Here is a 26856-nt window from a genome sequence, read left to right as displayed (position 1 = left end):
CGGCCCGAACCAAGAGACCGCCATGAACGCAAGCACCGCAACCGCCCGCCACGCCGATCAAGACACCGAGGCCGACGCCCGCCGCGCCAGCCCGCTGCCCATCCGCAAGCTGGCCGTGCACCTCGAAAACGGCTTCGGCCGCCACTGGCACAGCGGCAAGGCCTTCCACACGCAGTTCTTCAACGCGCTGTCGATGAGCTTTCCGGTGGGCGAGCAGTTCTTCATCGACTCGGTGCGCAACGCCATGCCGCTGCTGCCGCAAGGCCCCGAGCACGCCGCGCTGCGCGAGGAATTGCACGAGCAGATGCGCGGCTTCGTCGGGCAGGAGGCCACGCACCGCCACATCCACGGCCTCTACAACGCGCAGCTGGAAAAACAGGGTCTGGTCAACCGCTGGCAGCACTGGGCGCGGGACCGCATCGCCCTGCTGCAGAAGAAGGCCCCGCACCCGCTGCATGCGCTGGCCGCCACCTGCGCCTACGAGCATTTCACCGCACTGCTGGCCGACGGCACGCTGCGCCACGGCCGCTGGCTGGAAGGCGCCGAGCCCGAGATGCAGCTGCTCTGGCGCTGGCATGCCGCCGAGGAGACCGAGCACCGCTCGGTGGCCTTCGCGCTCTACCAGGCCGCGGGCGGCGACTACCGCTGGCGGGTGCGCTGGTTCCTCCTCGTGTGCCTGAACTTCGCCCGCGATTCGATGCGCCAGACGGTGCTGAACCTGCACCACGACGGCACGCTCTGGCGGCCCTCGACCTGGCTGCAGGCGCTGGACCTGTTCTGGGGCCGCGACGGGCTGGTCTGGCGCACCCTGCCCGCGCTGCTGCGCTACCTGCGGCGCGACTTCCATCCCGACCACGAAACCCAGTCGCCGGGCGCGGCCGAACTGGCGCAGGACTGGCTGGCCGCGCACGCCGGGCGGTTCCGGGTCGTTCGCTGAAGCCGCGGCAACAGCAGCAGCGCGCCGCAGCCGCCACCGCAGGAGAGGCCAATGGCCAATGGCCAACGGTCAGCGGTGCGCCTTGATGGAAGCCAGAATGCCCAACGTGAAGAGCACGCTGGCCGCCCACTGCGTCGCCGTGGGCCAGCTGCCCTCCCAGGCGAAGGAATAGAGCAGCGCGAACAGCGTCTCGCTCACGATCAGCTGGCCGCAGAGGCTGGCCGACAGGCGCTGACTGGCGATGCTCCAGAGAATGGTCGCGAGCCAGCTGGAGCCGATGCCGATCGCCGCGCAGACCAGCACGAAGCCGCCGAAGCCCGGCCGCTGCGCCAGTTCATGCAGCGGGCTGCCCAGCGCCAGCCACAGCAGCAGCCCGCCTACGCCCGTGGCGATGCCCAGCCAGTTGGCCCAGTCGGATGCGCTCACTTCCGTATGGCGCTTGAGCCAGGCCGCGTTCAGCAGCGCGAACGCCGTCCAGCACACCAGCGCCACCAGCGCCAGCAACACGCCCTGCCCGTACGCGGCCGCCGCCTCGCCGCCGCCGGCCTGCGGCACCTCGGACATCAACGCCAGGCCCGCCACCGTCAGCAGCAGGCCGGGCAGCAAGGCGCGCCAGCGCAGCCCCTGCGGCTTGCCCAGCAGCATCACCCAGAGCGGAATGGTGCCGATGATGAGCGCCGGCATCGCCGTGCCCGCATGCCGGATGGCCAGCGCCAGCAGCAGGTAGTAGCCCGTGAAGCCCAGCACCGACAGCCAGAGCGCCGCGCCCGCCTGCCGCAGCGTGGGCCGCAGCGGCGTGCCGCGCAGCCCCCAGAGCAGCATGCCCAGCGCCGTGGCGCCATAGGCCACGAAGCGGCCGGCCGCCAGATCGATGGAGGAAAAACCGCGCACCATGTGCGGCGCGACGAACACCAGCCCCCAGAGCGCGCCCGCGGCGAGCCCCGCCAGAATGCCTGCGAACATCGGCCAGTCAGAGCGCGAAGCCGTCGTCGGCCGCGATGACCGCGCCGTTGACGAAATGGCTCTGGTCGCTGGCCAGCATGACGATCAGCGCGTCCAGGTCGTGCGGCTCGCCCAGGCGCTTGCGCGGCAGCATGTCCACCAGCTTGCGGCCCTGGTCGGTCTGCCAATGGTGCTGGTTCAGGTCGGTGGCGATGTAGCCGGGGCAGATGGCGTTCACGTTGATGCCGTAGCGGCCCCATTCGAGCGCCATGGCACGCGTCATGTGCAGCACGGCGGCCTTGCTCATGCTGTAGGCGCCGATCTGCGGAATCACCTTGAGCCCGGCCATGGAGGCGATGTTGATGATGCGCCCGCCCGTGAAGCTGCCCGGCGCCGCCCCGCGCGAGCGCGCCAGCATGCGGCGGCCCACCTCCTGAGCGACGAAGAAGGCGCCGCGCGCGTTGGTGGCGAAGACGTAGTCGAAATCCTCGGGCGTCACGTCCTCGATGCGCTGCGAGGTGGAGACGCCCGAGTTGTTGACCAGGATGTCGATGGAGCCCATCTCGGTCTCGGCATGGGCCACGGCGGCGCGGATGGAGTCGTGGTCGGTCACGTCGAGCGCCACCACGTGCGCGTCGCCGCCCTCGCCCTCGATGCGGGCGCGCAGTTCCTTCAATTTCTCCAGATCCCGGCTGGCCAGCACCACGCCGGCGCCCGCGCGGGCCAGGGTGCGCGCGGCCTGCGCCCCCAGGCCGCTGGATGCGCCGGTCACCAGGGCCACGCGGCCGGACAGGTCGATGCTGTAAGCCATTGTCGGTATCTCCCTCGAAAAAAGAACGATCGTTCGATTGTTACGCTTCAATGCATACAATCAGCGCAGATCCAGGCACGGCCTGGATGAACCCTCGCTGCCCCTCGACGATTATCAAATCACCAAGAGACAACCCATGACGAAAGACGAAATCCTCAGCACGTACGGCCCGCGCGAAGCCATGGAATACGACGTGGTCGTGGTCGGCGGCGGCCCCGGCGGGCTGGCCACCGCCATTCGCCTGAAGCAGCTGGCCGCCGAAAAGGGGCAGGAGCTGTCGGTCGTGGTGCTGGAAAAAGGTTCCGAGCCCGGCGCGCACATCCTCTCGGGCGCCATCATGGACCCGAAAGCGCTGAGCGAGCTGATTCCCGACTGGAAAGAGCGCGGCGCGCCGCTGAACCAGCCGGTGACCGACGACGCCATGATCTTCCTGGGCGAGAAGTCGTCCTGGCGCACGCCCAACTTCCTGCTGCCGCAGTGCTTCCAGAACCACGGCAACTACATCGTCAGCCTGGGCAACGTGGTGCGCTGGCTGGCCGCGCAGGCCGAAGAGCTGGGCGTGGAGATCTTCCCGGGCTTTCCCGCGGCCGAAGTGCTCTACAACGAGGACGGCTCCGTCAAGGGCGTGGCCACCGGCAACATGGGCGTGGGCAAGGACGGCGAGCCCACCGCCGACTTCCAGCTCGGCATGGAGCTGCACGCCAAGTACACGATCTTCGCCGAAGGCGCGCGCGGCCACCTGGGCAAGCAGCTGATCGCCCGCTACAAGCTCGACGAAGGGCGCGACCCGCAGACCTACGGCATCGGCGTGAAGGAACTCTGGGAGATCGACCCCAAGCGCCACCAGCCCGGCTTCGTGATGCACACCGCCGGCTGGCCGATGGATGCCGACACCTACGGCGGCGCCTTCCTCTACCACGCGGAAGACAACAAGGTCACGCTGGGCTTCATCACCGGGCTGGACTATTCCAACCCCTACCTGAGCCCGTTCGAGGAATTCCAGCGCTGGAAGACCCACCCCAACATCCGCTACTACCTGGAAGGCGACGAGGCCCAGGGCATCAAGCCGGCCAAGCGCATCGGCTACGGCGCGCGTGCCATCACGGCCGGCGGCCTGCTGTCGCTGCCCAAGTTCGTGTTCCCCGGCGGCGCGCTGGTGGGCTGCGACGCGGGCTTCCTGAACGTGAGCCGCATCAAGGGCAGCCATGCCGCCATCAAGACCGGCATGCTGGCCGCCGAGGCCGCGTATGACGCCATCCAGGGCGGCCGCCAGCACGACGAACTGAGCGCCTACCCCGAGGCCTTCGAGAAGAGCTGGCTCTACGCCGAGCTGAACAAGGCGCGCAACTTCAAGGCCTGGTTCAAGAAGGGCCTGGTCACGGCCACGCTGATGAACGGCATCGAGCAGTTCGTGCTCAAGGGCAACATCCCCTGGACGCTGCACCGCGACAAGCCCGACCACGCCTACCTGAAGCCCGCGGCCGAGTGCAAGCCCATCGTCTATCCCAAGCCCGACGGCAAGCTCACCTTCGACCGGCTCTCCAGCGTGTTCATCAGCAACACCAACCACGCCGAGAACCAGCCCGCCCACCTGACGCTCAAGGACGCCAGCGTGCCGGTGGACATCAACCTCGCCAAGTACGCCGGCCCCGAGGCCCGCTACTGCCCGGCGGGCGTGTATGAATTCGTGCCCGACGAAGCCCAGGGCGGCACGGCCCAGCGCCTGCAGATCAACGCGCAGAACTGCGTGCACTGCAAGACCTGCGACATCAAGGACCCGACGCAGAACATCGTCTGGGTCACCCCTGAAGGCGGCGGCGGCCCGAACTACTCCGGCATGTAAGGCGACAATAGCCCCTGCCGCAACGCTACTGAAAAGATAGCTGCTGGCGCAGGTAACACCTGCGCTGGCGGCCTCTTTTGCCATGGAAGCACGGCGCTTCTCCCCTGACCCCGAAAGCAGACAGACACCATGAAGCAATCGTCCTGGGCGCCCCTCGGCGCCATCGCCCTGGCCCTGGCGGCCGCCGCTCCGCTGGCGCAGGCCCAGCAGAAGTCCGTGGCCGTGACGGCCATCGTCGAACACCCCGCGCTGGACGCCATCCGCGACGGCGTGAAGGCCAGCCTGGCCGCCGCCGGCTACGAAGAGGGCAAGACGCTCAAGTGGCAGTACCAGAGCGCCCAGGGCAACACCGGCACGGCCGCGCAGATCGCCCGCAAGTTCGTGGGCGACCAGCCCGACGCCATCGTCGCCATCGCCACGCCCTCGGCCCAGGCCGTGGTCGCCGCCACCAGGACGGTGCCGGTGATCTTCTCGGCCGTGACCGACCCGGTCGCCGCCAAGCTGGTCAAGGACTGGGAGCCCAGCAAGACCAATGTGACGGGCGTGTCCGACCTGCTGGCGCTGGACAAGCAGATGGAACTGGTCAAGCAGGTCGTGCCCAATGCCAAGCGCGTGGGCGTGGTCTACAACCCCGGCGAGGCCAACTCCGCCGTGGTGGTCAAGGAACTCAAGGCCCTGCTGCCCAAGATGGGCATGACCCTGGTCGAGGCCGCCGCGCCCCGCTCCGTCGATGTGGGCAGCGCCGCGCGCAGCCTGATCGGCAAGGCCGACGTGATCTACACCAGCACCGACAACAACGTGGTCTCGGCCTATGAATCGCTGGTCAAGGTCGGCCAGGAAGCCAAGCTGCCCCTGATCGCCGCCGATGCCGACAGCGTCAAGCGCGGCGCCATCGCTTCGTTCGGCATCAACTACCGCGACCTGGGCGAGCAGACCGGCCGCATGGTGGTGCGCGTGCTCAAGGGCGAAAAACCCGGCGACATCAAGCCCGAGATCAGCACCAAGCTGGAGCTGACGGTGAACCCCGGCGCCGCCGAAAAGCAGGGCGTGAAGCTCTCCGACGCGTTCATCAAGTCCGCCGCCCATATCGTGAAGTAAGGTTCACGGCTGCGCTTGCGGCGCGTGCCGCAAGCACCCCCATGACCGCAGGAGCTTCGGCTCCTGCTTTGCTTTTGCAAGGCCCTCTGCCATGTCCCTCTTCTCCCTGCTCGGCGCCGTCGAGATCGGGCTGATCTTCAGCCTGGTCGCGCTGGGCGTCTTCATCTCGTTCCGGCTGCTGCGCTTTCCCGACCTGACGGTGGACGGCAGCTTCCCGCTGGGCGGTGCGGTCTGCGCGGTGCTCATCTCCACGGGCACCAACCCCTACGTCGCCACGCTCGCGGCCACGGCGGCGGGCGCGGGCGCGGGCCTCATCACCGGCTGGCTCAACGTCAAGCTCAAGATCATGGATCTGCTGGCCAGCATCCTGATGATGATCGCGCTGTATTCGATCAACCTGCGCATCATGGGCGGTCCCAACGTGCCGCTCATCAACGACCCGACGCTCTTCACCCTGCTGCAGCCCGAAGGCATGGCCGACTACGTCGCCCGCCCCGCCCTGCTGCTGGTGATCGTCATCGTCGCCAAGCTCGCCATGGACTGGTTCTTCGCCACCGAGCGGGGCCTGGCCATCCGCGCCACCGGCTCCAACGCCCGCATGGCCCGCGCCCAGGGCGTGAACACCGGCGCCATGGTGCTGCTGGGCATGGCCGTGTCGAACGCGCTGGTGGCCCTGGCCGGCGCGCTCTTCGCGCAGACGCAGGGCGGCGCGGACATCTCCATGGGCATCGGCACCATCGTGATCGGCCTGGCCGCCGTGATCGTGGGCGAGAGCATCCTGCCCTCGCGCCGGCTGGTGTGGGCGACGCTCGCCGTCATCATCGGCGCTATCGTCTATCGCTTCTTCATCGCGCTGGCGCTCAACAGCGACTTCATCGGCCTGAAGGCGCAAGACCTGAACCTGGTCACGGCCGTGCTGGTGACGATCGCCCTGGTGATCCCCCAGATCAAACGCAAGCTGGCCTCGAAGTGAAGAACATCCCCCTGAGGCGCTACGCGCCTTCCCCCTTCTCTCGGCTGCGCCGGGAAGGGGGACGCCGCCAGCGCGGCGGGGCGGCCCTTGCGCGGCGGCCGCTGGCCTGGGCCGTGCGGGCAGAAAGCTCCGCGGCATGGCAAACACTCTGATTCACGAATAGGAACGTCGCCACATGCTGAGCGCACAAGACCTGCACATCACCTTCAACCCCGGCACGCCCATCGAGACGCGCGCGCTGCGCGGCATGTCGCTGGACATTCCGGCCGGGCAGTTCGTCACCGTCATCGGCTCCAACGGGGCCGGCAAATCGACCTTCCTGAACGCCATCTCGGGCGACCTGTCGGTGGACACGGGCCGCATCGCCATCGACGGCGAAGACGTGACCCGCCAGCCCGTCTGGGCGCGCGCGAAGCGCGTGGCGCGCGTCTTCCAGGACCCGATGGCCGGCACCTGCGAAGACCTGACCATCGAGGAGAACATGGCCCTCGCCCAGCAGCGCGGCACGCTGCGCGGCCTGCGCGGCGCGGTGAAGGCGCAACAGCGCGAGACCTTCCGCGAACGCCTCGCCACGCTGGGCCTGGGCCTGGAGAAGCGCCTCACGGACCGCATCGGCCTGCTCTCGGGCGGCCAGCGCCAGGCCGTTAGCCTGCTGATGGCCGCGCTGCAGCCCTCGCGCATCCTGCTGCTGGACGAGCACACCGCCGCGCTCGACCCGCGCACGGCCGACTTCGTGCTGCAGCTCACCGCCCGCATCGTGGCCGAGAACCAGCTCACCACCATGATGGTCACGCACAGCATGCGCCAGGCGCTGGACGTGGGCCAGCGCACGGTGATGCTGCACCAGGGCCAGGTGGTGCTCGATGTGGCCGGCGAGGAACGCAGCCGCCTGGACGTGCCCGACCTGCTGCAGATGTTCGAGAAGGTGCGCGGCGAGAAGCTGGCGGACGACGCGCTGCTGCTGGGCTGAAGACGTACGCAACAGGGGAACCAGGGTACCGGGAAAATCCGGCCCTGGCGCCCGCCCCTCCTGCGCAGGCAGCTATCGAAATAAGAGCGCCGTCAGATCATCTTGACGGCGCGCCCGATGAACACGATCGGCCCGGTCGGCCGGTCGATGGGCGAGCCGGCCTCGGGCTCCAGCGTCAGCTCGAAGAGTTGGTTCGCCTCCAGCGGCGGCAGGCGGTCGATCGGCACCTGCACCGGCTCGCCCGGCCGCACCAGGCCCAGCGATTTCGGCCCCTGCCACTGGTCGGCCTTGGTCCAGAACTGCAACGATTTGCCGGGCGGCACGGGTGTGTCGGCCAGGGGCTTGAGCTGCAGCTGGCCCGAGCGCGACGAGGCCTGCACCACCCAGCCGGGCGAAGTGCCGCCCGGCGCCACCAGCACCACCATGTATTGCGGCCCGGCGGGCGCGCCGCGCAGGCCCGGCCCCGCGACCAGCACCGTCGCCAGCACGGCGGCGGCGGCAAAGCCGCCTGCGGCCAGCCCGCGCCAGAGGCGCAGATCGTTCCACCACGCGCCGAGGGCCGAAGGCGCCGCGGCAGCGGCACGCGGGCGGCGGGCAGCAGCCGCGCCGGCCCCGCCCACGCTGCGCTCGATGCGCGGCCAGAGCGCGGGCGATGGCTCCACGGCGGGCGCGAGCGCCACCAGCGGATGCAGGCGCTCTTCCCAGGCTTCGACCGCCGCGCGCAGCGCCGCGTCGCGCGGCAGGCGCGCTTCGACCGAGCGGCGGCCCGCGATGGGCAGCGTGCCCAGCACGTAGGCGCCGGCCAGGGCGTCGAGATCCTCGGGGCTGGAAGCGTCGGAAAAATCCGGTGTCGATCGGCTCGTCATGCCATGCACTCCCGCAGCGCGCGCATGCCGCGCTGAATCCAGGCCTTCACGGTGCCCAGCGGCGTCTGCGTGCGTTCGGCGATCTCGCCGTGCGAGCAGCCTTCCACGTAGGCCAGCACGATGCAATCGCGCCGCGCCGGCTCCAGGCGGCCCAGGCAGGTGTCGAGCCGGCCCAGGTCGGCACCGAGTTCATAGGGGTCGATGCGGCTGCGGTAGTTCTGCAGCGCGGCCTGGTCGTCGATGGCCTCCACGGCCTCTTCGTCCAGGCGCACGTCGCGTCCGCTGCCGCGCACCACGTTCAGCGCCGCGTGGCGCACCACGCTGTAGATCCAGCCCCGGCCCGCGCCGCGCGCAGCGTCGAAGCTGCCGGCGCGCTGCCAGATGCTGAGAAAGGCGTCGTGCAGCACATCCTCGGCCTGGGCACGCTCGCGCACGATGCGCAGGGCCACGCCCAGCAGGTAGCGGCCTTCGCGCTCGTAGATGCGCTGCAGGGCCTGGTGGTCACCCCGGGCGCAAGCCCCCAGAGCGGCGTCGTAGTCGAAAGGGTCGGCTGCAGCGTTCAAGGGCGGGCTGGGAGGGTGGTGGAGGGATCTGCGGCATCGTAGTGCATGCCGCAGGCCCCGCCGCCCTTCCCCTTGCTCGCCTGGGGCGGCCGATGCTGCCCCGCGCAGCGGTTCCGGTCAGACCGCCTTGTAGAAGATGTAGTCGGCCTGGTAGGGCACGGTGGTCTTCTGGCCCTTGTTGGCCATGGTGCAAGCCATGTTGGCCGGGGCTACGCCGCCCGTGAGGTTCACGCGCTGGATGTAGGTGACGCCGGTCAGCGCGCCGCTGCCCATGGCGGGGTTGGCCTTGACCAGCTGGTAGGGCAGCGCGCCGGCGGTGGAAGGCGCCACGGCCAGCTGGGTCGCCGTCAGCTTGGAGCCGTCGTTCGCCTCCCAGGTGGCGGGTGGGCCGTAGTACTTGCCGACCTGCTTGCCGCTGCGGTCCATCAGCTTGGCGTCCGGGCCAGCGAAGGTCCATTCCACCTGGCCGGGCATGCCGGCCTTGTCCTTGCATTCGTAGGTGATGTCGCCCTTGCCCACGGTCTCCCAGGCCACCTTGTTGCCGGCCGGCACCTGGATGGACGCGGGCAGGCTGGCCTGCGAGAAGGCCATGCCGGAGGACGGCGACGACGACATCGAGCCGCAGGCGGCCAGCAGGGCAGCGGCGGACACGGTACCGGCCAGGGTGGCGATACGGGAGAGGCGGATGTTGCGCATGGGGTGCTCCTTGGAATCGTGTGAAACAACAGTGGATGGAATCGATGGCAGCCTGTGCTTTTCACGGGTCTGCCCAGGCTCTACCCACCAGGCCTGCGTTTGGATGCGGCGCCAGATGCAACAAATTGCTTCACGATGCCGGTTGACAATTCCAGAGGCGATCGTCAACCGGCTGCTGGGCCCGCCGTGGCGCCGCTATACTCCGCCTACTCGTCAGGAGAGAGTTGCCGCGCCATGCGGCAGCCGCCGAAGGCGCAGGGCACCAACCGCCCGAACGCTCAGGCAAAAGGACTGACAGGAGCGCCCGCAGGGATGCGGGCGTTTCCCTTGCTGGAGAGAGGCCGCCGCCCACGCAATGCAGGCAGCGGCCCACCGAAGGAGCAAACCCCGCCCCGCAGCCGCATCGACGGCCGCCCGGCACGGTGAATCTCTCAGGTAAAGCGGACAGCGGGGCACATGCAGCGGCCAAGGCCTCCTCACCGGGGCCGGCCGCGTCACTGTTCGCCCCTGTGGAGATTGCCGCCATGTCCTCGTCCTCCCCCGCGTCAGCCGCCCCGCTGCTGACCACCCCGCTCAACGCATTGCACCTGGAACTGGGCGCGCGCATGGTGCCCTTCGCGGGCTATTCCATGCCCGTGCAGTACCCCGCAGGCCTGATGGCCGAGCACCACCACACGCGCACTGCCGCAGGCCTCTTCGACGTCTCGCACATGGGCCAGCTGTGCCTGTCGGGCCCCGATGCCGCCGCCGCCTTCGAAACGCTGATCCCGGTGGACGTGCAGGGCCTGGACATCGGCCGCCAGCGCTACGGCCTGCTGCTCAACGACGCGGGCGGCATCATCGACGACCTGATGTTCGTGAACCGGGGCGACGACCTCTTCATCATCGTCAACGGCGCCTGCAAGGTCGGCGACATCGCCCACATCCAGGAACGCATCGGCCACCTCTGCCAGGTACAGCCCCTGCCCGACCAGGCCCTGCTGGCGCTGCAAGGCCCGCAGGCCGCCGCCGCGCTCGGCCGCCTGGCGCCCGAAGTGCTGTCCCTGGTCTTCATGACCGGCACGGCCGCCTCCATCGCCGGCTGCGACTGCTACGTGACCCGCAGCGGCTACACGGGCGAAGACGGCTTCGAGATCTCCGTGCCCGCCGCGCAGGCCGAGACGCTGGCCCGCGCCCTGCTGGCCCAGCCCGAGGTCCAGCCCATCGGCCTGGGCGCACGCAACTCGCTGCGGCTGGAGGCGGGCCTGTGCCTCTACGGCAACGACATCGACACCACCACCACCCCGCCCGAAGCCGCGCTGAACTGGGCCATCCAGAAGGTGCGCCGCACGGGCGGCGCCCGCGCCGGCGGCTTTCCCGGCGCCGACAAGGTGCTCGCCCAGATCGACGACCCGGCCCTGCTCGCCCGCAAGCGCGTGGGCCTGGTGGCGCTGGAGCGCGTGCCGGTGCGCGAGCACACCGAACTGCAGTCGCCGGACGGCCAGCGCATCGGCGAAGTCACCAGCGGCCTGCTGGGCCCCACCGTGGACCGGCCCGTCGCCATGGGCTACGTGGCGCCCGCCTTCGCGGCGCTTGGCACGCGGGTGAACGCCATCGTGCGCGGCAAGGCCGTGCCGATGGAAGTGGCGGCCATGCCCTTCACCCCCGCCCGCTACTACCGCGGCTGAAGCGCGGCCCGCCCCGGCCGGCTGCGGCCTGCACCGCCTCTGCGCAGCGCCGGCTCGCGCGGGCCGCACACCATGAGGCCCGCGCCCCGCTGCCGGACGGCTACAGTCGCTGCTGGCATCGGCGCCATCGTTTCAAACATCGTCTTCCTTCCTCTTTTTTCTGGAGTTTCCCCATGAGCGTCAAATTTTCCAAAGACCACGAGTGGATCGACACGGCCCAGGCGGACGCCGCCATCGTCGGCATCACCCAGCATGCGCAAGACGCGCTGGGCGACGTGGTGTTCGTGGACCTGCCCGAAGTCGGCAAGACCTTCGAGCAGGGCGAAGTGGCCGGCGTGGTCGAGTCCGTCAAGGCCGCGGCCGACGTCTACATGCCCGTGTCGGGCGAGATCGTCGAAGTGAACGAGGCCCTGCGCGCCGACCCGTCGCTCGCCAACAGCGACCCGCTGGGCGCCGGCTGGTTCTTCAAGGTGCGCGTTTCCGACGCCGCCCAGCTGGACGGCCTGATGGACGAAACCACCTACGCCGCGTTCGCCCAGAACGCCTGACCCCGCCGCTGCCGCTGCGCCCCCCGGCCGCCGCCGGGTGCGGCGGCCCTCCCCGCCACGCCCCGACCGAACGCCGCCGATGACCACCGCCCTGCCCCCGCTCTCCGCCTTGGAGAACGCCACCGAATTCCAGCCCCGCCACATCGGCATCGATGCGGCGGACGAAGCCCACATGCTCTCCGTGATCGGCGAGGCCTCGCGCCGTGCGCTCATCGACGGCATCGTGCCCCGCTCCATCGCCCGCAGCCAGCCCATGGACCTGCCCGCCGCCACGACCGAAGCCGGCGCGCTGGCCGAGCTGAAGGCCATCGCGGGCAAGAACCAGCTACTGAAGAGCTTCATCGGCCAGGGCTACTACGGCACGCACACGCCCGGCGTGATCCTGCGCAACATCCTGGAGAACCCCGCCTGGTACACCGCCTACACGCCCTACCAGGCCGAGATCAGCCAGGGCCGCATGGAAGCGCTGGTCAACTTCCAGACCATGGTGTGCGATTTGACGGCCATGCCGATCGCCAACGCCTCCATGCTCGACGAGGCCACCGCCGCCGCCGAAGCCATGACGCTAGCCAAGCGCTCGGTCAAGTCCAAGAGCAACCGCTTCATCGTCGCGGGCGACGCGCACCCGCAGACCATCGAGGTGATCCAGACCCGCGCCGAGCCGCTGGGCATCGAGGTGGTGCTGGCCAACTCGCTGGCCGAATGGAACGACGCGCTGGACGGCGACTATTTCGCCGTGCTGGCCCAGTACCCCGCCACCAGCGGCCGCATCGACGAACTGGCGGCCGATGCCGAGAAGGCCCACGCCCGTGGCGCCGCCTTCATCGCCGCGGCCGACCTGCTGGCCCTGACCCTCATCACCCCGCCCGGCGAATGGGGCGCCGACATCGTCGTGGGCACCACCCAACGCTTCGGCATGCCCATGGGCGCGGGCGGGCCGCACGCCGCCTTCATGGCCTGCCGCGACGAATACAAGCGGAGCCTGCCCGGCCGCCTAGTGGGCGTGAGCGTGGACGTGCACGGCAAGCCCGCCTACCGCCTGGCACTGCAGACCCGCGAGCAGCACATCCGCCGCGAGAAGGCCACCTCCAACATCTGCACGGCCCAGGTGCTGCCGGCCGTCATCGCCAGCATGTACGCCGTCTATCACGGCCCCGAAGGCCTGACCCGCATCGCCCGCCGCGTGGCCGCCTACACCGCCATCCTGGCGCAGGGCCTCAAGGCCCTGGGCGCGCCGCTGCGCGAGCACCCGACCTTCGACACGCTCTCGCTGCACACCGGCGCCGCTACGGAAACGACAGCTGCCCGCGCAGTCTCCATGGGCGCCAACCTGCGGATCTATTTCAAGGAATACCTCTGCATCTCGCTGGACGAGACCACCACCCGCGCTGACGTCGAGCTGCTCTGGAAGATCTTCGCCCAGGACGGCCAGACCCTGCCCACCTTCGCCGACTACGCCGAAGCCGGCGTGGAAGCGCTGATCCCCGCCGCCCTGCAGCGCAGCAGCGCCTTCCTCACGCACCCGGTGTTCAACACCCACCACAGCGAAACCGGCATGCTGCGCTACATCCGCCAGCTGTCCGACAAAGACCTGGCGCTGGACCGCAGCATGATCCCGCTGGGCTCCTGCACCATGAAGCTCAACGCGACCAGCGAGATGATCCCCATCACCTGGCCCGAATTCGCGCACGTCCACCCCTTCGCGCCCGCCGACCAGCTGCAGGGCTATGCCGAGCTGGACGAGCAGCTGCGCGCCTGGCTGTGCCAGGCCACGGGCTACGCCGGCATCAGCCTACAGCCCAACGCCGGCAGCCAGGGCGAATACGCCGGCCTGCTCGCCATCCGCGGCTGGCACCGGGCACGGGGCCAGGGCCACCGCAACATCTGCCTGATCCCCAGCAGCGCCCACGGCACCAACCCCGCCAGCGCCCAGATGGCCGGCATGCAGGTGGTGGTCACGGCCTGCGACGCCAGCGGCAACGTGGACCTGGCCGACCTCAAGGCCAAGTGCGAACAGCACGCCGACAAGCTCGCCTGCGTGATGATCACCTACCCCAGCACCCACGGCGTGTTCGAGACGCAGGTCAAGGAACTCTGCCAGCTGGTCCACCAGCACGGCGGCCGGGTGTATGTGGACGGCGCCAACATGAACGCCCTGGTCGGCGTGGCCGCACCCGGTGAATTCGGCGGCGACGTGAGCCACCTCAACCTGCACAAGACCTTCTGCATCCCGCACGGCGGCGGCGGCCCCGGCGTCGGCCCCGTCTGCGTGGTCGAAGACCTCGTGCCCTACCTGCCCGGCCACGCAACGGCCGGCGTGCCCGGCGGCAACGGCGCCGTCAGCGCCGCGCCCTTGGGCAACGCCGCCGTGCTGCCCATCAGCTGGATGTACATCCGCATGATGGGCGCCGACGGCCTCCAGGCCGCGACCGAAACCGCCATCCTCAGCGCCAACTACATCAGCGCGCGCCTGAAGGACCACTACCCCACGCTGTACGCGAGCGCCAACGGCCACGTGGCGCACGAATGCATCCTGGACCTGCGGGCTTTCAAGGAAACCAGCGGCGTCATGGCCGAAGACGTGGCCAAGCGCCTCATCGACTACGGCTTCCACGCGCCCACGCTGTCCTTCCCCGTGCCCAACACGCTGATGGTGGAACCCACCGAAAGCGAAACCCTGGCCGAGCTGGACCGCTTCATCGACGCCATGATCGCCATCCGCGAAGAGATCCGCCAGATCGAATCCGGTACTTGGCCGCAGAACGACAACCCGCTCAAGAACGCCCCGCACACGGCGGAAAGCCTGCTGGGCGCCGACTGGGCCCGCGCCTACAGCCGCGAAACCGCGGCCTTCCCCGTGACTGCACTGCGCCAGGCCAAGTACTGGTCGCCCGTGGGAAGGGTGGATAACGTGTATGGCGACCGAAATCTGTTCTGCAGTTGCGTGCCGGTGAGCGAGTTGGCTTCGTAACACTGCCGCCGCAGCATGCGGCGCCTTGAAGCGCGCTGCGATCTGAAAGACAAAGGCCTGGGTGACCAGGCCTTTGTGCTTTTGGGGGCCGGATGCGGATGTCTGTCGGGCCTTGAAGGGCAAGCCTGCTGTGATTCCCGGTATGAGTAGTGAAAGCAGGTATCCATCCGCGATACATTTCGGGTGCAATGCCCCCTGAGGCTGCTTCGCCATCCGGAAATTTTTAGGTTTGCCTAAACGGGGAATCCCGCTGCTCGACGTCTGGTGCAGCGAAAAGAACTTTGTTTAGCAGACTGCAGACGGCACAATGACTGTCGTCTAAATCTAGTTAGCCAACATTCAAATGCTTGAGGCTTTATTCCTTTTTATGACGCTCGGTTCGCTTGCAGCTTTCATCCTCTGGGAGAGCTTTCGAAATCGGAGCACATCCGTGAAGCCGCTCCCGCGGACATCAATGGAACGCGGGTTTGTTCCGGGCGCCAAAAATGCTGAGCGTATTTGTTCCATCTTGGCCGTGGTCATGACGATATTTGGCCTTATCCTGATTGTTCAGCCTCACCATCCACCTGCCGGAGGTAGGGGGCTCTTCTCAGCTCGCTTCTGTACTCTTGGTTCGGACTTTGGGGCCAACCTTTGTTCTTTTGGTTGCTTGCATGCGTATTCGTCGTCGTCGCATTTGCTGCGCGCAGCAAGCGTTTGGGGGCTGGCCGTGCAGGCTAACCCGTCAGTCAAGCCGACCCGCATTCTGCGGGCGGCTTACCTAGTCCGTTAGGCCTCTCATAACCGGTTCTATACACTGACGAATGGCCGCGCAACCTACCCATGCAGCAGTTTCTGGTCGACGTTTTGCTTTTGCATTGCTTTCATGGTGCTTTGCAAGCTTGGCAGTAGGCAGTTCCTTCTTCTTCGCATTAATTCCCCTCGGATCAAACGTAGGCGCGGATGCGGGTCCTAAAGGCATCAGCGCCTACGTCTATCCCATGCCATTGCTTGCCTGGGTCTGCTTGGCAGCAATGACGCGTAGTTGGCTGAAGAATCAACCCTGCCATTGGGTTTGGCTGGTCATAGGCGCATCCACTGGCTTTGTATCGACCGTGATCTTCCTACCTCTATTTTTCTTTTACATCTCAGCGGTACCGCTAGCGCTATACCCGACCTTCTGGCATGCGATACGCCTTTGGCCGGCATCCCTGAAAGCTGAACAACATGAGTGATGCAACCAACCAATCATCGGTCACCAGCCTAACCGGTTGGTCAAGCCGACACCCACAAGCTTCGCTTGCGGGTACCCTCCGTGCTTCGCACTGCGGCGCGGCTTACCGCGAGCGTTAGCTGCCAATGGATGCAAACGAGTTACTCGAAAAAACAGCGCCGATGCTCGACGATGTTCTGGGTCGTATCGGCCTACACCAAACCGGCACGCCGCTAAACCCTGCCGTGATTGTTCCGCAACTCGACGGCTGGCTCAAGGCGCAGGCCATCCCCGAGGAAGATGTTGGCTTCTTGGTGATGATCGTCGGTGGATTCATCGTCCAATATCTTGTGCAGGTGGTTGGCGCCGACGCGCTAGTGGTGGAAGCTCGTCCCGCCGTAAGGCTATCTATCATCCCGGGTGTGGCACGAGAGTTCGATCCTTACGCAGTTGCCGCCGGGCTGATTCGCGGCAACCGTGAACTGGCGGTCTTCCTTTCCACGGTTGTCAGCTAACAATTCGTCCAAGCCGACGCCGCTTCGCGGCGCGGCTTAATTCAGGCGTTAGGCTTTCCCAAATCACCAGGCATATCTATTCGTTAGGCATCGCAAACGCCATGACTCCCCGACTCGCTCTATACAGCGATCAACAAGCACTTGGAAACCCGGTGCTCGACGCTCGATTGCTTCGGCTCATTGGCAAATCCAGTCCTCGGATCGCATATTTCGCCTCTAGCGCAGAGACGAATCGTCAATACTTCGAGACAGCGCGTGCCTACTACGCTGATCGCGGTGTAAGCCTTGACTTCTATGTCGGTCCAGACTCGCAGAACATTGGCGACCTCACAGCGACCGCGCTTCAATGCGATGCTGTGCACCTCTCAGGCGGCAACACCTACGGATTCCTTCGGTGGTTGCAACAGCATGGCCTTTTACCCGAACTTCGTAAGTACGTTGTGCAGGGCGGCGTCCTCATCGGAGTTAGCGCTGGAGCAATCCTGATGTCTCCAAACATCTCCACCGCTGCACTGTGTGGCGACGCTCCCGACCCACTGCTCACCGACCACACTTCGTTGGGCCTTACCCAGTTCCATTTTCTCCCGCACTTCACACCGACCAGTGTTCCAGATTCTCTATGGAAGCCGCTTAAGGATGCGAATGAGCCGGTCTATGCTTGTGCCGACGGTGGCGGAATCATTGTCGACGCCGGAACGGTAGAACTTTATGGCCAGGTTGAAATCCTGAATGGTGGCGCCTAACCGGCGCTTGCCCGATTTTTGTGGATAGCCAAACCTAACGCATTTGGAGTGAAATTGCCATACCCTGCCTACGTGCCCCAGCCTAACTGTCGGTTCAACGCGGACGCCAACACTGGCCATGCCTTCGGCATTTTTATGGCCAGTGTTGGTGCCCTACGCGCTTCGCGCTCCGGCGCCGGTTAACCCGGGCGTTAGGCCTCATGGAGCAGCTATGGCTACTTTGACGAATGCATTACGTGCCGAGCTTGCATTCCGCATCCGCACAGCCGCGCCGGCTGAATGGAACGAGTTCTCTAATCTCTGGATGGCATTCAATGCGATATACGGGGGCGAACCAGACGCAAGAGAGAGGGCTCGTGTAATTGCTTCTATACGGCGGCATATGACTGAACGATCCGCGCTCAGGGTGCTTCGGAAGGTCACCAAAGCAGTTGATCGTATTCTTGCCATTCCTCCGGGCAACACGCAGCTAGATCGCTGGCACCCAGGCTTTCGCGCTGCATCTCAACGGTACAGCGCCATGTATCGCAACAAGGCTGAATCAACAGTCGGCAGACTTGCTGCCGTTGCCGCAGTGATTTATCAAGTTCGCTGCAATCTTCTCCATGGCTCTAAAGACCCAAGCGTCGAGCGAGATCGAATGCTGGTTCAAGAAAGTCTCGTCATCTTACGCACGCTCGTTCCTGAACTAGAGGCCGCATGTGCAGTGCATGTGGCTTAGATTGACACATGCAGATTAATACATCAAGTGCAACACCAAAAATGAGCAATAAAGAAATTGGCCTAACTGGTTTTTCAAGGGGACGTCAACCCGCTACGCGGGTCGCCGCCCCTTAACGCGGGCGTTAGGTCTCAAACATGCAGGCACGCGAAGTCGGTGCGATCTCTTCGCCAATGGGCGCGGACTACCTGAAGTCCGCGTTCTTCCTCGCTGAACAAGCAGGTCAGGTAGAAGCATCGCCCCCGCCGGACGGTTTTGAGTGGACCTTGGTCCATCGGTCTTTCGTGACAAGCAGTCTTCTATCGTCCGCTTGCGCGCTCGAGTCCACGATTAATGAGTGGTTTAGTTATCCCGAGGAGATTGCGTCAAGACCACGCCCCGCAAATGGGCTTCGGATCCAGCGCCTGTGGGCACTGGGAGTGCCTAGGACTGCCTCGTTCCAGATACTTCAGAAGTATCAGATAGGTCTAGCCCTCACAGGCTCTGCCGAGTTCGACGAAGGCTCCGAGCCATTTCAGAGTGCCCGATTGCTGGTCGAGTTGCGCAACTGGCTAGTGCACTACGAACCTACTTGGGAGCCAGTTCCGGCCCACGAGAGTAGTGGTGAGTTCCCACCACACAAGCTCATGCGGAGACTCCGGGGCAAGTTTGCGGAGAACCCTCTTTGCCACAAGGACGCTCCGTTTTGGCCGTACAAATGTCTAGGCGCAGGGTGCGCTCGGTGGGCTGCGGAGGCGGCTCATCAGTTTATGGATGCATTCTTTGAGCGGTGCGACCCCAAGAGTGCCTCCCGCCCAATCAAGGATCTTCTCCAGAGAGCAAAAGACCATGGTCAACGCAGGGGTGCTTGTGCGAATGAGACCTAACCATTCGGTCAAGCGGACTTGCCTACCGCAAGCCGCTTACCTCAAACGTTAGGCATCGCATTGACATGATTGCGCTTTACAAATTCCGCTTCTATGAGCTAGACCAGCCGATTGAAGTCGGCGCAGATCGGAACTTCGATTTTTTTGTCGATCCGCACTACGCTGCAGCAATGAATGCGCCTATCCAAAATGATATGACCCTAGTGTTCGCAAATACACTTTTAGGCCCGGCCATTCACACAGCAAATTACCGTTGCAAAATTTTATCCATCACGCATCTGCAACTTGGTGAGGTTCAATCCATCGACACACACGGACTCGATTACACGGTCAAACTTGCGGATGGCCGAGCGTTCGTCGTGAACGCCGAGGAGCACCCTGGAAAAATTGAGCAGTCACCTGTTGAAGTCTCTGACTGGGCCTTCTTAATCAACATCGAACCGGCATAAATGTCAATGCACAAATCCAAGAATTTCATGGCGCGTCGATGCCTAACCGACAGTTCAACGCGGACAAAAATGCTCTGCATTTTTGCCGGATAACCTGGGCGTTAGGCCGCACAGGTCCACACCCTCCACCCTCCAGCAGTCCAAAAAACATGGCTAGACCCCTTGCATCCATAGGCGAGCGATTTACCGCTCAATTCATAGACGGACTGGTTGCCTTCGCCGTTGGCGCAGTCTTCTATTACACGGCAAAAGCTCTTTCGTGGCCAATTGAAATCATGTTCCTGGGCTGGCTTCTCTACCTACTCGTTTGCGACGCCCTCCCCGGCGGACAAAGCTTGGGCAAACGATTCACCAAGTCATCGGTTGTGCATGTTGAGACGGAAGAACCATGTAGGTACTGGCAATCAGTGGTCAGAAATTCTCCAATCCTTGTGCTCGGTGTCATCGATGCACTCTTCATTGTCGGAAAACAGCGAAGACGGCTTGGGGACTTCCTGGCCAAAACGAAAGTCGTCAAGGCAGTCAATTAAAACGAATGCAACCTAACTATTCGCTCACACGAAACCATTGCGGCGTTCGGGCCGGTTAACTCAAACGTTAGGTGCCTTATTATTATTCGAGATCTTGAACCACCCCGGGAATTTAGGAGACTGGTTGGCTTGATTCACGCAGCTTCGGCTTAAGCAGTTTTCTGTCGTTAGTGAGCATCTTCGGCTTTTGCTGCCGGAACGATTCCGATCGACCACAGCAAGCGTTTTTTGCACCAATACACCAAACCCACCCGCCCGACCTTGCGCACGCCGTACACCGACCGGCTCTCTTACCTACACACCAGCTCAGCGGGCCCAGCGCCTATCAGCCTTTGCCATTCGTCTGTATTACGCTTGGAGTGACGCGCCCAGTTGCATAGCGTCTCCACCAAACAGACGCCCCCCGAAAATCGATTCGATCGCCAATCAGTGCGATTAGCATTCGTCCTGATACTTCAGCACCAATCGAACCAACCGCCCTCTTTTGGTGAATACTTTGCATTGATTGCAAGGCCACCTTCTCAAGATTTGGAGCACCCCGAATTCCCAAGTCATTTCGGCCACTCGATCTACGACACGCCGAGACACGCAAAGCCTGGTCCTTTTAATTTTTGGAATTCAATGCAGCGCAACAAAATCACCTCAACACAATCACCAACATATTAAAATCACCTCGATATGAAATAAATATTTTCATAGCAAATCACATTCAACACCTACGGAAATCACTACCAAGCAGCTTACACCATGCGTTTCGACGGAAAAATCAAGTCATGGAACGATGAACGCGGTTTTGGCTTCATCGAGCCCACTCAAGGCGGGCAGGAAATCTTCGTGCATATAAAGGCCTTCAGAGGCCTTCATGAGCGTCCACGCACCCACCAACGCGTCAGCTTTCAGGTCGAAGTGGGGCCGCAGGGCAAGAAGCGAGCGATCAATGCCGAGCTGATCCGGGCGGCCCCTGCATCACGACCATCTACACGTCGCGGCAATCCAGCCTCATGGGGAACAGCCACTCTCTTTGTCATTCCGGCATTTGGCATCGTCGTCCTGCTGGGCTATGCATTGGGCCAACCGCCGCTCTGGCTGCTTGGGGTGTACCTGGGAGCCAGCATCTTGACCTTCCTGGTCTATGCCATTGACAAATCAGCCGCGCAAAGTGGCGCATGGCGAATATCGGAGCAGACATTGCATCTTCTGGCGCTGGCAGGCGGCTGGCCTGGAGCCTTGCTTGCCCAACAAATGCTGCGGCACAAGTCCGCGAAGCAGGAGTTCCGTTCGGTCTTCTGGGGCACAGTTGGCCTCAACGTCATGGCGTTCATCTTCTTGGCAAGCCCATATGCATCGCACATCATCAGGCACTAGGCATCAAATTCCGCCTGGATGGATGATCGGCTGGAAAACTGGATAGTGGCCCAGGCCATACACCGGATTTTTTATGAGCAGCCCAATCCATCCACCCAAAAAACGAAGGATCAAAAGATGAGAGTGTGCATCGCAGGAAAAAACAGAATCGCCGTTGATTCCCTTCGCTTCATATCGAAGAACCACCCCTCGAACGAATTCCTGGCAATCGCCAACAGAACCGATCAGGGCCATGATGGATCGCAGCCTTCATTCAAGAAAGCCGCGGCTCAACTGGGCATCGAGTTGATTGAGCTTGATGCCCTTGCGCAGTCCCATGTCGATCTGTTCATATCGCTTGAGTTCGATCGAATCATCAAGGCCGAGCACATCGAAGGCTGCAGGGCCTACAACATCCACTTCTCGCTGCTGCCCCGATATCGCGGCGTCTACACTTCCGCATGGCCTATTCTCAACGGAGAATCCCACTCAGGCGTTTCCCTGCATGAAATCGACAGCGGGATCGATACCGGGCCCATCGTCGATCAAGCCCACTTCGCGCTTTCAACCGATGAAACGGCAGAATCCCTTTATGAAAAATACCAGACCCAAGGGATTCTTCTGCTGCAAAAAAACCTACCGACCTTGCTGGATGGCACGGCCATAGGAAAGCCACAGGGAGAGGGGGCGACCTATTTCTCCAAGGCATCGATAGATTACGGCAACTTGAATATCGACTGCAATGTGACTGCCGAAGAGCTATCAAGGCAATTGCGTGCCTTTTAATTTCCAGCCTTCCAGGTGCCGACGGTCGAGGGCCTCCAATTGAGCAACCCTCGGGTCACAGACCACCAGAGCGTCCACCCACCGGGCTTCATCGTCGAAAGAAGCGCCACGCAGGTGGCCATTGCGACCAAGACATTCGACTTGGTTTGCGATCTTTTCCCGAGCGCAGAGAGATAGGGCCCAGCACGTCCGGCCGTGTCGAGCGGGGGCTCATCGGAGCCCATTCGTCATCAGGCCCTAACATCAGCCCTTTGCCTCTTAAAGAAGCTCCATTCATGCGCCTCATCCTCCCCTTGCTCGCCTGCCTCGCCATCGCCCCGGCAGCCATGGCACAGACCGCCACGGCTCCGGCAACCACCGCAGCCGCGCCCGTCACCACCTCCACCGGCCTGATCTACCAATCCCTCAAGGGAGGCAGCGGCGAATCCCCCAAGGCCACCGACACCGTCAAGGTGCATTACCGCGGCAGCTTCCCCGACGGCAAGGAGTTCGATAGCTCCTACAAGCGCGGCGAGCCCACCGAGTTCCCGCTCAACCGCGTCATCCCCTGCTGGACCGAAGGCGTGCAGCGCATGAAGCCGGGCGGCAAGGCGCGGCTGACCTGCCCGCCGGCGATTGCCTATGGCGCGCGCGGTGCCGGCAACGTGATCCCGCCCAACGCCACGCTGAATTTCGAGATCGAGCTGATTTCCGTGAAGCGCTGAGCGGCCGCGCGGGCTGTGCCGCGCCTGCCTGCCCGCGCCCTTCCTCTCGCCGTCCCCGTACACTCGGCGGCTTGCCCGCAAGCATGCCGGGCTGACTCGCCTGCCGAGCCTTCATGACGCGCCCCGACCTGTCCTCGCTGTTCCGCCATCTGCAGGATTCCTCCTCCGCAGACGGCGGAAGTTCGTTGCCGCCCGGCCAGCCCGAGCGGCGGCGGCCCGGCCGCGCCACGGAGGAGGTGGGCCAGCTCATCGCCGAACTGCGCGCCTCGCAGGCCGAGCTGGAGGTGCAGAACCGGGTCCTGAGCTTCAGCCAGGCCGCGGCCGAGAGCGCCTCCGAGCGCTTCGAGACGCTGTTCGCCAGCGTGCCCCTGGCGCTGATGGTGCTGGACGAGCACGACATGGTGGTGCAGGCCAACTCCATGGCCCACCGGTCTTTCCAGCCGACCGAGGCCGACCGGCCGCTCACCTCGCTGATGCCCTTCGTGAGCGAGGCCGACGCGCCCCGCGTGCGCGAGGCCTTCGATGCCGCCCGCTCGGCCGGCAGCGCCGAGGTCACGGAGGTGGTCTTCCACACCGGCGAGAGCGCCCGCATCAATGGCGACCTGCACATAGCCCGCATCGAGGCCAAGCAAGACGACGACCCGACCGCGCTGCAGTTCCTCTGCGCCGTGATCGACCAGGGCCCGCTGCTGGCCGAGCGCCGTGCGCTGCAGGACAGCGCGGCGACGCTCAAAGAGCGCAATGCGCAGATCCTGGCGAGCGAGCGGCGGCTGGAGGCGGTCATCAATTCCGCGCTGGACGCCATCATCTGCGTGGACCCGCAGCACCGCATCACGGTGTTCAACCCCACGGCTTCGGCGCTCTTCGTGTGCGCGCAGGAAGACGCCCTGGGCAGCCCGCTGGAGCGCTTTCTGCCCGACGCGGCCCAGGCCATGGCGATGGCGCAGGTCACCACGCAGGCCGTGCTGGGCGAGGTGACGGCCCTCACGGCCACCGGCCGCGAGCTGGCGGTGGAAGTGAGCCTGTCGTTCGAGAACCAGGGCGACGGCACCAGCGCCACCGTGTTCGCGCGCGACCTCACCGGCCGCAAGAAGGCCGAGGCGCACCGCAACGAACTCGAAGCGCAGCTGCGCGAATCGCACAAGATGCAGGCCGTGGGCACCATGGCCGGCGGCATCGCGCACGACTTCAACAACATCCTGAGCGCCATCCTCGGCAACGTGGAACTGGCCAAGGCCGATGCCGGCGCCGATGCGCCCATGCTGGAGAGCCTGCTGGAGATCGAGAAAGCCGGCCGCCGCGCGCGCGACCTGGTGCGGCAGATCCTCACCTTCAGCCGCAACGAGCCGCCCAAACGCACCGCCGTGCCGGTGCAGGAGACGCTGAACGACACCGTGCGCCTGCTGCGCGTGACCGTGCCGCCCGCCGTGGACCTGCAGGTGCGCATCGACCCCGGCGTGCCGCCCATGCTGGCCGACCCCACGCAGGTCGAGCAGGCCCTGCTCAACCTCTGCACCAACGCCATCCACGCGCTGGGCGACCAGCGCGGCACCGTGCTGCTGCAGGCCACCTACGCCCAGCCCGACCCGCGCGTGTGCGAGCGGCTGTCGCTGCTGCCCGGCGACTACGTCTGCCTGCGCGTGAGCGACAACGGCCCGGGCATGGATGCCGCCACCCAGCAGCGCATCTTCGAGCCCTTCTTCACCACCAAGCCGGTCGGCCAGGGCACGGGCCTGGGCCTGGCCGTGGTCCACGGCGTGATGCGCACCCACGGCGGCGCGGTGGATGTCTATAGCCTGCCGGGCGAAGGCAGCAGCTTCACGCTCTACTTTCCCAGCGCCGGGCCGGGCACCACCGACTCCCTACCGCAGGACGCTGGCGCCAGCGTGGCGGATACCAGAGCGCCCGCTGTGCCGCCCCCGGCGGCCATCGCGCCCGCACCGCCCGCCACGGAAGAAGCCGCCGCCACGCAGGCAGAGGAAGAGCCCCGCCTGCGCCACGTCATGTACGTGGACGACGACCAGGCCCTGGTCTTCCTCGTGCAGCGGCTGCTGCGCCGGCGCGGCTACCGCGTCAGCGGCTTCACCGATCCGCACGAGGCTACCGCCGCGCTGCGGGCCGATCCGCAGGCCTACGACCTCGTGGTCACCGACTACAACATGCCCGGCTATTGCGGCGTGGACCTGGTGCGCGAGGCCCGGCGCATCCGCCCCGGCCTGCCGGTGGCGCTGGCCTCGGGCTACATCACGACCGAGATCGAACAGGCCGCGCTCGCCGAAGGCGCTCAGGCGCTGATCCACAAGCCCAACGACGTGGAAGAGCTCTGCGCCACCGTCCACCGCCTGGTCCATGGCGGCGAGTGAGACCCCGGGCGAAGCTGCGCCGCCGCCCGGCCGCTACCCGCCGCCCCGCTGCCTGCATGCGGACGACGACCTGCTGGTGCTGGACAAGCCCTCCGGCCTGCTCTGCGTGCCCGGCCGCGGCCCCGACAAGCAGGACTGCCTGAGCACCCGCGCCCAGCAGCACTGGCCCGGCGCGCTGATCGTCCACCGGCTGGACCAGGCCACCTCGGGCCTCGTGCTGATGGCCCGCCACCCCGAGGTCCAGCGCCGCCTGAGCCTGGCTTTCGAGCAGCGGCAGATCCACAAGCGCTACCAGGCCGTGGTGCAGGGCCTGATGCCCGCGCCGCCCGAAGGCAGCGAATGGCAGTCGATCGACCTGCCCATCGCCGCCGACTGGGAGCGCCGCCCGCTGCGCATCGTCGATGCCGCCCAGGGCAAGCCCAGCCTCACCCACTGGCGCGCGCTGGCGCAGGGCGCGGCGGCAAACAACAACCCACTCGGCCCGACGACCCGCGTCGAACTGGAACCCGTCACCGGCCGCACCCACCAGCTGCGCGTGCATTTGGCCGCCATCGGCCACCCCATCCTGGGCGATGCGCTCTATGCCGGCGCCGAGGCGCTGGCCGCTGCGCCCCGCCTGCTGCTGCACGCCTGCGAGATGGGCCTGTCGCATCCAAGGCATGGTGGCTGGTGTGCATTCCACTCCGCCCCGGATTTCTGAGCGGCATCGCGGCAGCAAGCATCGATTTGCTATCAATAACATAGCAATAAGCCCTATCTGAATAAGCGCTACAGGCCTATTTCGATGCGAACTTCATGCCTGGTGTCGCTTTTCTCCGCCACCTCGTCGCACGGCAAAGCTGCGCCCTCGCCCCCGCGAGGATGGCAGTAGCATCGCGGCATGCCCTCCTCCGCCCCCATCACGAACGACGCGGCCCACGCCCAGCCGCCCCAGCACCTCTTCATCCTCTCCGGCTCCTCGCGCGGCATGGGCCTCGCCATGGCGCAGCAGCTGCTGCAGCCCGGCCACACGCTGATCGGCATCGCCCGCACCGCCAGCGCCGAGCTGCAGGCACAGGCGCCGCAAGGCGCCACGCTGGAGCAGTGGACGCTGGACCTGGCCGATGCACCCGCCGCCGCCGATCGCCTGCGCCAGTGGCTGGACGGCCTGGACGCCAGCCGCTTCGCCAGTGCCGCCCTCATCAACAACGCAGGCGTCATTCCGCCCATCGCGCCGCTCTCGGACAGCGACCCCGCTGTCCTGGCCCAGGCCCTGCGCGTGGGCCTGGAAGCGCCCATGCTGCTGACGGGCGCCTTCCTGGGCGCGACCAGCGGCTGGACGCTGCCGCGCAAGGTGCTTAACATCTCCTCCGGCCTGGGCCGCCGCCCCATGGCCTCGCAATCGGCCTATTGCGCGGCCAAGGCCGGCATGGACCATTTCACCCGCTGCGTGGCGCTGGACGAGGCCGCCCGGCCCCACGGGGCCCGCGTGTGCTCGCTGGCCCCAGGCGTGATCGACACCGCCATGCAGACCCAACTGCGCGGCGCCGCGCCGGAGCGCTTTCCGGACGCCGGCAACTTCGCCGCGCTGAAAAGCCAGGGCATGCTCACCTCGCCCGAAGAAGCCGCACGCCGCGTGCTGGCCTGGCTGCAGCGGCCCGACTTCGGCCAGCAGCCGGTGGCGGACGTGCGCGAGGGCTGAGCCCCCCAGGCGCTACGAGCCATCCGGCATTCGCTACCAATTCCATAGCTGAAGACGCCTGAACGGCAAGCGCTGCG

25 protein-coding genes and 2 riboswitches are annotated in these 26856 nt (G+C 65.5%); of the genes, 20 read left to right on the top strand and 5 right to left on the bottom strand.

Annotated elements, in window-relative coordinates:
- Positions 1-22: 22 nt before the first annotated feature.
- Entirely contained in the window at positions 23-937 is a 915-nt protein-coding gene (locus BM070_RS14205; RefSeq protein ID WP_092940076.1) for a metal-dependent hydrolase, read from the top strand.
- Between the two features lie 69 nt (positions 938-1006).
- Here BM070_RS14205 and BM070_RS14200 read toward each other — a convergent pair whose 3' ends face one another.
- Positions 1007-1900, bottom strand: coding sequence for a DMT family transporter (locus BM070_RS14200; protein ID WP_092940075.1), 894 nt, complete (start codon positions 1898-1900; stop codon positions 1007-1009).
- 7 nt (positions 1901-1907) lie between these two features.
- A complete protein-coding gene (locus tag BM070_RS14195; RefSeq protein WP_092940074.1) occupies positions 1908-2690 on the bottom strand; it encodes an SDR family oxidoreductase in 783 nt (260 codons plus the stop codon).
- 136 nt (positions 2691-2826) lie between these two features.
- Here BM070_RS14195 and BM070_RS14190 point away from each other — a divergent pair, with 136 nt between their 5' ends.
- From BM070_RS14190 to BM070_RS14175, 4 genes are all read left to right on the top strand, one after another.
- Positions 2827-4533, top strand: a complete 1707-nt coding sequence (locus tag BM070_RS14190; RefSeq protein WP_092940073.1) for an electron transfer flavoprotein-ubiquinone oxidoreductase — start codon at positions 2827-2829, stop codon at positions 4531-4533.
- 129 nt (positions 4534-4662) lie between these two features.
- Positions 4663-5631 (top strand): ABC transporter substrate-binding protein, encoded by a 969-nt coding sequence (locus BM070_RS14185; protein ID WP_092940072.1) that lies wholly within the window; start codon positions 4663-4665, stop codon positions 5629-5631.
- A gap of 91 nt (positions 5632-5722) precedes the next feature.
- Positions 5723-6604 (top strand): ABC transporter permease, encoded by an 882-nt coding sequence (locus BM070_RS14180; protein ID WP_092940071.1) that lies wholly within the window; start codon positions 5723-5725, stop codon positions 6602-6604.
- Between the two features lie 175 nt (positions 6605-6779).
- On the top strand, positions 6780-7574 hold the full coding sequence (locus BM070_RS14175; RefSeq protein WP_092940070.1) for an ABC transporter ATP-binding protein: 795 nt from the start codon (positions 6780-6782) through the stop codon (positions 7572-7574).
- A 92-nt stretch (positions 7575-7666) separates the two neighbouring features.
- Here the strand turns inward: BM070_RS14175 and BM070_RS14170 are convergent, their stop codons facing one another.
- The 3 genes from BM070_RS14170 to BM070_RS14160 all read right to left on the bottom strand — a co-directional run bounded on the left by BM070_RS14170 (position 7667) and on the right by BM070_RS14160 (position 9699).
- On the bottom strand, positions 7667-8440 hold the full coding sequence (locus BM070_RS14170; protein WP_092940069.1) for an anti-sigma factor: 774 nt from the start codon (positions 8438-8440) through the stop codon (positions 7667-7669).
- Positions 8437-9003 carry a sigma-70 family RNA polymerase sigma factor gene (locus BM070_RS14165; RefSeq protein WP_092940068.1) on the bottom strand — a complete coding sequence of 189 codons (567 nt, stop codon included), beginning with the start codon at positions 9001-9003 and terminating at the stop codon, positions 8437-8439. Before BM070_RS14165 ends, BM070_RS14170 begins: the two co-directional genes overlap by 4 nt.
- A gap of 117 nt (positions 9004-9120) precedes the next feature.
- Positions 9121-9699, bottom strand: a complete 579-nt coding sequence (locus tag BM070_RS14160) for a DUF3455 domain-containing protein (RefSeq protein ID WP_092940067.1) — start codon at positions 9697-9699, stop codon at positions 9121-9123.
- 204 nt (positions 9700-9903) lie between these two features.
- Positions 9904-10003, top strand: a riboswitch (glycine riboswitch).
- A 16-nt stretch (positions 10004-10019) separates the two neighbouring features.
- Positions 10020-10157: riboswitch (glycine riboswitch) on the top strand.
- Between the two features lie 66 nt (positions 10158-10223).
- On the opposite strand from BM070_RS14160, the gene gcvT reads away from it, so the two are divergent.
- The 15 genes from gcvT to BM070_RS14100 all read left to right on the top strand — a co-directional run bounded on the left by gcvT (position 10224) and on the right by BM070_RS14100 (position 26779).
- Positions 10224-11366 (top strand): glycine cleavage system aminomethyltransferase GcvT, encoded by a 1143-nt coding sequence (gene gcvT / locus BM070_RS14155; protein WP_092940066.1) that lies wholly within the window; start codon positions 10224-10226, stop codon positions 11364-11366.
- 173 nt (positions 11367-11539) lie between these two features.
- Positions 11540-11914 (top strand): glycine cleavage system protein GcvH, encoded by a 375-nt coding sequence (gene gcvH / locus BM070_RS14150; RefSeq protein ID WP_092940065.1) that lies wholly within the window; start codon positions 11540-11542, stop codon positions 11912-11914.
- 79 nt (positions 11915-11993) lie between these two features.
- Positions 11994-14885: an aminomethyl-transferring glycine dehydrogenase gene (gene gcvP / locus BM070_RS14145; RefSeq protein ID WP_092940064.1), complete on the top strand. Its 2892-nt coding sequence runs from the start codon at positions 11994-11996 to the stop codon at positions 14883-14885.
- A gap of 803 nt (positions 14886-15688) precedes the next feature.
- Positions 15689-16099: a hypothetical protein gene (locus BM070_RS24275; protein ID WP_139222836.1), complete on the top strand. Its 411-nt coding sequence runs from the start codon at positions 15689-15691 to the stop codon at positions 16097-16099.
- Between the two features lie 124 nt (positions 16100-16223).
- Entirely contained in the window at positions 16224-16592 is a 369-nt protein-coding gene (locus tag BM070_RS14140) for a hypothetical protein (RefSeq protein ID WP_139222835.1), read from the top strand.
- A gap of 101 nt (positions 16593-16693) precedes the next feature.
- Positions 16694-17335, top strand: coding sequence for a Type 1 glutamine amidotransferase-like domain-containing protein (locus BM070_RS14135; protein WP_092940062.1), 642 nt, complete (start codon positions 16694-16696; stop codon positions 17333-17335).
- A gap of 211 nt (positions 17336-17546) precedes the next feature.
- On the top strand, positions 17547-18056 hold the full coding sequence (locus BM070_RS24270; protein ID WP_139222834.1) for a hypothetical protein: 510 nt from the start codon (positions 17547-17549) through the stop codon (positions 18054-18056).
- 931 nt (positions 18057-18987) lie between these two features.
- Positions 18988-19371: a hypothetical protein gene (locus BM070_RS24265; protein WP_139222833.1), complete on the top strand. Its 384-nt coding sequence runs from the start codon at positions 18988-18990 to the stop codon at positions 19369-19371.
- A gap of 149 nt (positions 19372-19520) precedes the next feature.
- Positions 19521-19901 carry an RDD family protein gene (locus BM070_RS14130; protein WP_175518500.1) on the top strand — a complete coding sequence of 127 codons (381 nt, stop codon included), beginning with the start codon at positions 19521-19523 and terminating at the stop codon, positions 19899-19901.
- A gap of 747 nt (positions 19902-20648) precedes the next feature.
- On the top strand, positions 20649-21266 hold the full coding sequence (locus BM070_RS14125; RefSeq protein WP_092940060.1) for a cold shock and DUF1294 domain-containing protein: 618 nt from the start codon (positions 20649-20651) through the stop codon (positions 21264-21266).
- An 18-nt stretch (positions 21267-21284) separates the two neighbouring features.
- Positions 21285-22031 (top strand): formyl transferase, encoded by a 747-nt coding sequence (locus BM070_RS14120; RefSeq protein ID WP_092940059.1) that lies wholly within the window; start codon positions 21285-21287, stop codon positions 22029-22031.
- A gap of 275 nt (positions 22032-22306) precedes the next feature.
- Positions 22307-22735, top strand: coding sequence for an FKBP-type peptidyl-prolyl cis-trans isomerase (locus BM070_RS14115; protein WP_092940058.1), 429 nt, complete (start codon positions 22307-22309; stop codon positions 22733-22735).
- 113 nt (positions 22736-22848) lie between these two features.
- Positions 22849-25098, top strand: coding sequence for a PAS domain-containing hybrid sensor histidine kinase/response regulator (locus BM070_RS14110; protein ID WP_092940057.1), 2250 nt, complete (start codon positions 22849-22851; stop codon positions 25096-25098).
- Positions 25085-25798, top strand: coding sequence for an RluA family pseudouridine synthase (locus BM070_RS14105; protein ID WP_092940056.1), 714 nt, complete (start codon positions 25085-25087; stop codon positions 25796-25798). The genes BM070_RS14110 and BM070_RS14105 overlap by 14 nt, the downstream gene beginning before the upstream one ends.
- 180 nt (positions 25799-25978) lie before the next feature.
- Positions 25979-26779 (top strand): SDR family NAD(P)-dependent oxidoreductase, encoded by an 801-nt coding sequence (locus tag BM070_RS14100; RefSeq protein WP_092940055.1) that lies wholly within the window; start codon positions 25979-25981, stop codon positions 26777-26779.
- Positions 26780-26856 lie beyond the last annotated feature (77 nt).

The organism is Paracidovorax wautersii, assembly GCF_900113035.1.
In the GTDB taxonomy this organism is placed as follows: domain Bacteria; phylum Pseudomonadota; class Gammaproteobacteria; order Burkholderiales; family Burkholderiaceae_C; genus Paracidovorax; species Paracidovorax wautersii.
This window is presented reverse-complemented; position numbering and strand designations above follow the sequence as displayed.

What these genes read in the sequence shown, in the direction of transcription:
- BM070_RS14205 (WP_092940076.1), top strand. Translation starts at nt 23, where the DNA reads ATGAACGCAAGCACCGCAACCGCCCGCCACGCCGATCAAGACACCGAG.
- BM070_RS14115 (WP_092940058.1), top strand. Translation starts at nt 22,307, where the DNA reads ATGCGCCTCATCCTCCCCTTGCTCGCCTGCCTCGCCATCGCCCCGGCA.
- BM070_RS14180 (WP_092940071.1), top strand. Translation starts at nt 5,723, where the DNA reads ATGTCCCTCTTCTCCCTGCTCGGCGCCGTCGAGATCGGGCTGATCTTC.
- BM070_RS14105 (WP_092940056.1), top strand. Translation starts at nt 25,085, where the DNA reads ATGGCGGCGAGTGAGACCCCGGGCGAAGCTGCGCCGCCGCCCGGCCGC.
- BM070_RS14190 (WP_092940073.1), top strand. Translation starts at nt 2,827, where the DNA reads ATGACGAAAGACGAAATCCTCAGCACGTACGGCCCGCGCGAAGCCATG.
- BM070_RS14175 (WP_092940070.1), top strand. Translation starts at nt 6,780, where the DNA reads ATGCTGAGCGCACAAGACCTGCACATCACCTTCAACCCCGGCACGCCC.
- BM070_RS24265 (WP_139222833.1), top strand. Translation starts at nt 18,988, where the DNA reads ATGATTGCGCTTTACAAATTCCGCTTCTATGAGCTAGACCAGCCGATT.
- gcvH (WP_092940065.1), top strand. Translation starts at nt 11,540, where the DNA reads ATGAGCGTCAAATTTTCCAAAGACCACGAGTGGATCGACACGGCCCAG.
- BM070_RS14135 (WP_092940062.1), top strand. Translation starts at nt 16,694, where the DNA reads ATGACTCCCCGACTCGCTCTATACAGCGATCAACAAGCACTTGGAAAC.
- BM070_RS14200 (WP_092940075.1), bottom strand. Translation starts at nt 1,900, where the DNA reads ATGTTCGCAGGCATTCTGGCGGGGCTCGCCGCGGGCGCGCTCTGGGGG.
- BM070_RS14195 (WP_092940074.1), bottom strand. Translation starts at nt 2,690, where the DNA reads ATGGCTTACAGCATCGACCTGTCCGGCCGCGTGGCCCTGGTGACCGGC.
- gcvT (WP_092940066.1), top strand. Translation starts at nt 10,224, where the DNA reads ATGTCCTCGTCCTCCCCCGCGTCAGCCGCCCCGCTGCTGACCACCCCG.
- gcvP (WP_092940064.1), top strand. Translation starts at nt 11,994, where the DNA reads ATGACCACCGCCCTGCCCCCGCTCTCCGCCTTGGAGAACGCCACCGAA.
- BM070_RS14185 (WP_092940072.1), top strand. Translation starts at nt 4,663, where the DNA reads ATGAAGCAATCGTCCTGGGCGCCCCTCGGCGCCATCGCCCTGGCCCTG.
- BM070_RS14170 (WP_092940069.1), bottom strand. Translation starts at nt 8,440, where the DNA reads ATGACGAGCCGATCGACACCGGATTTTTCCGACGCTTCCAGCCCCGAG.
- BM070_RS24270 (WP_139222834.1), top strand. Translation starts at nt 17,547, where the DNA reads ATGGCTACTTTGACGAATGCATTACGTGCCGAGCTTGCATTCCGCATC.
- BM070_RS14120 (WP_092940059.1), top strand. Translation starts at nt 21,285, where the DNA reads ATGGATGATCGGCTGGAAAACTGGATAGTGGCCCAGGCCATACACCGG.
- BM070_RS14130 (WP_175518500.1), top strand. Translation starts at nt 19,521, where the DNA reads ATGGCTAGACCCCTTGCATCCATAGGCGAGCGATTTACCGCTCAATTC.
- BM070_RS14110 (WP_092940057.1), top strand. Translation starts at nt 22,849, where the DNA reads ATGACGCGCCCCGACCTGTCCTCGCTGTTCCGCCATCTGCAGGATTCC.
- BM070_RS14100 (WP_092940055.1), top strand. Translation starts at nt 25,979, where the DNA reads ATGCCCTCCTCCGCCCCCATCACGAACGACGCGGCCCACGCCCAGCCG.
- BM070_RS14125 (WP_092940060.1), top strand. Translation starts at nt 20,649, where the DNA reads ATGCGTTTCGACGGAAAAATCAAGTCATGGAACGATGAACGCGGTTTT.
- BM070_RS14160 (WP_092940067.1), bottom strand. Translation starts at nt 9,699, where the DNA reads ATGCGCAACATCCGCCTCTCCCGTATCGCCACCCTGGCCGGTACCGTG.
- BM070_RS14140 (WP_139222835.1), top strand. Translation starts at nt 16,224, where the DNA reads ATGGATGCAAACGAGTTACTCGAAAAAACAGCGCCGATGCTCGACGAT.
- BM070_RS24275 (WP_139222836.1), top strand. Translation starts at nt 15,689, where the DNA reads ATGGCCGCGCAACCTACCCATGCAGCAGTTTCTGGTCGACGTTTTGCT.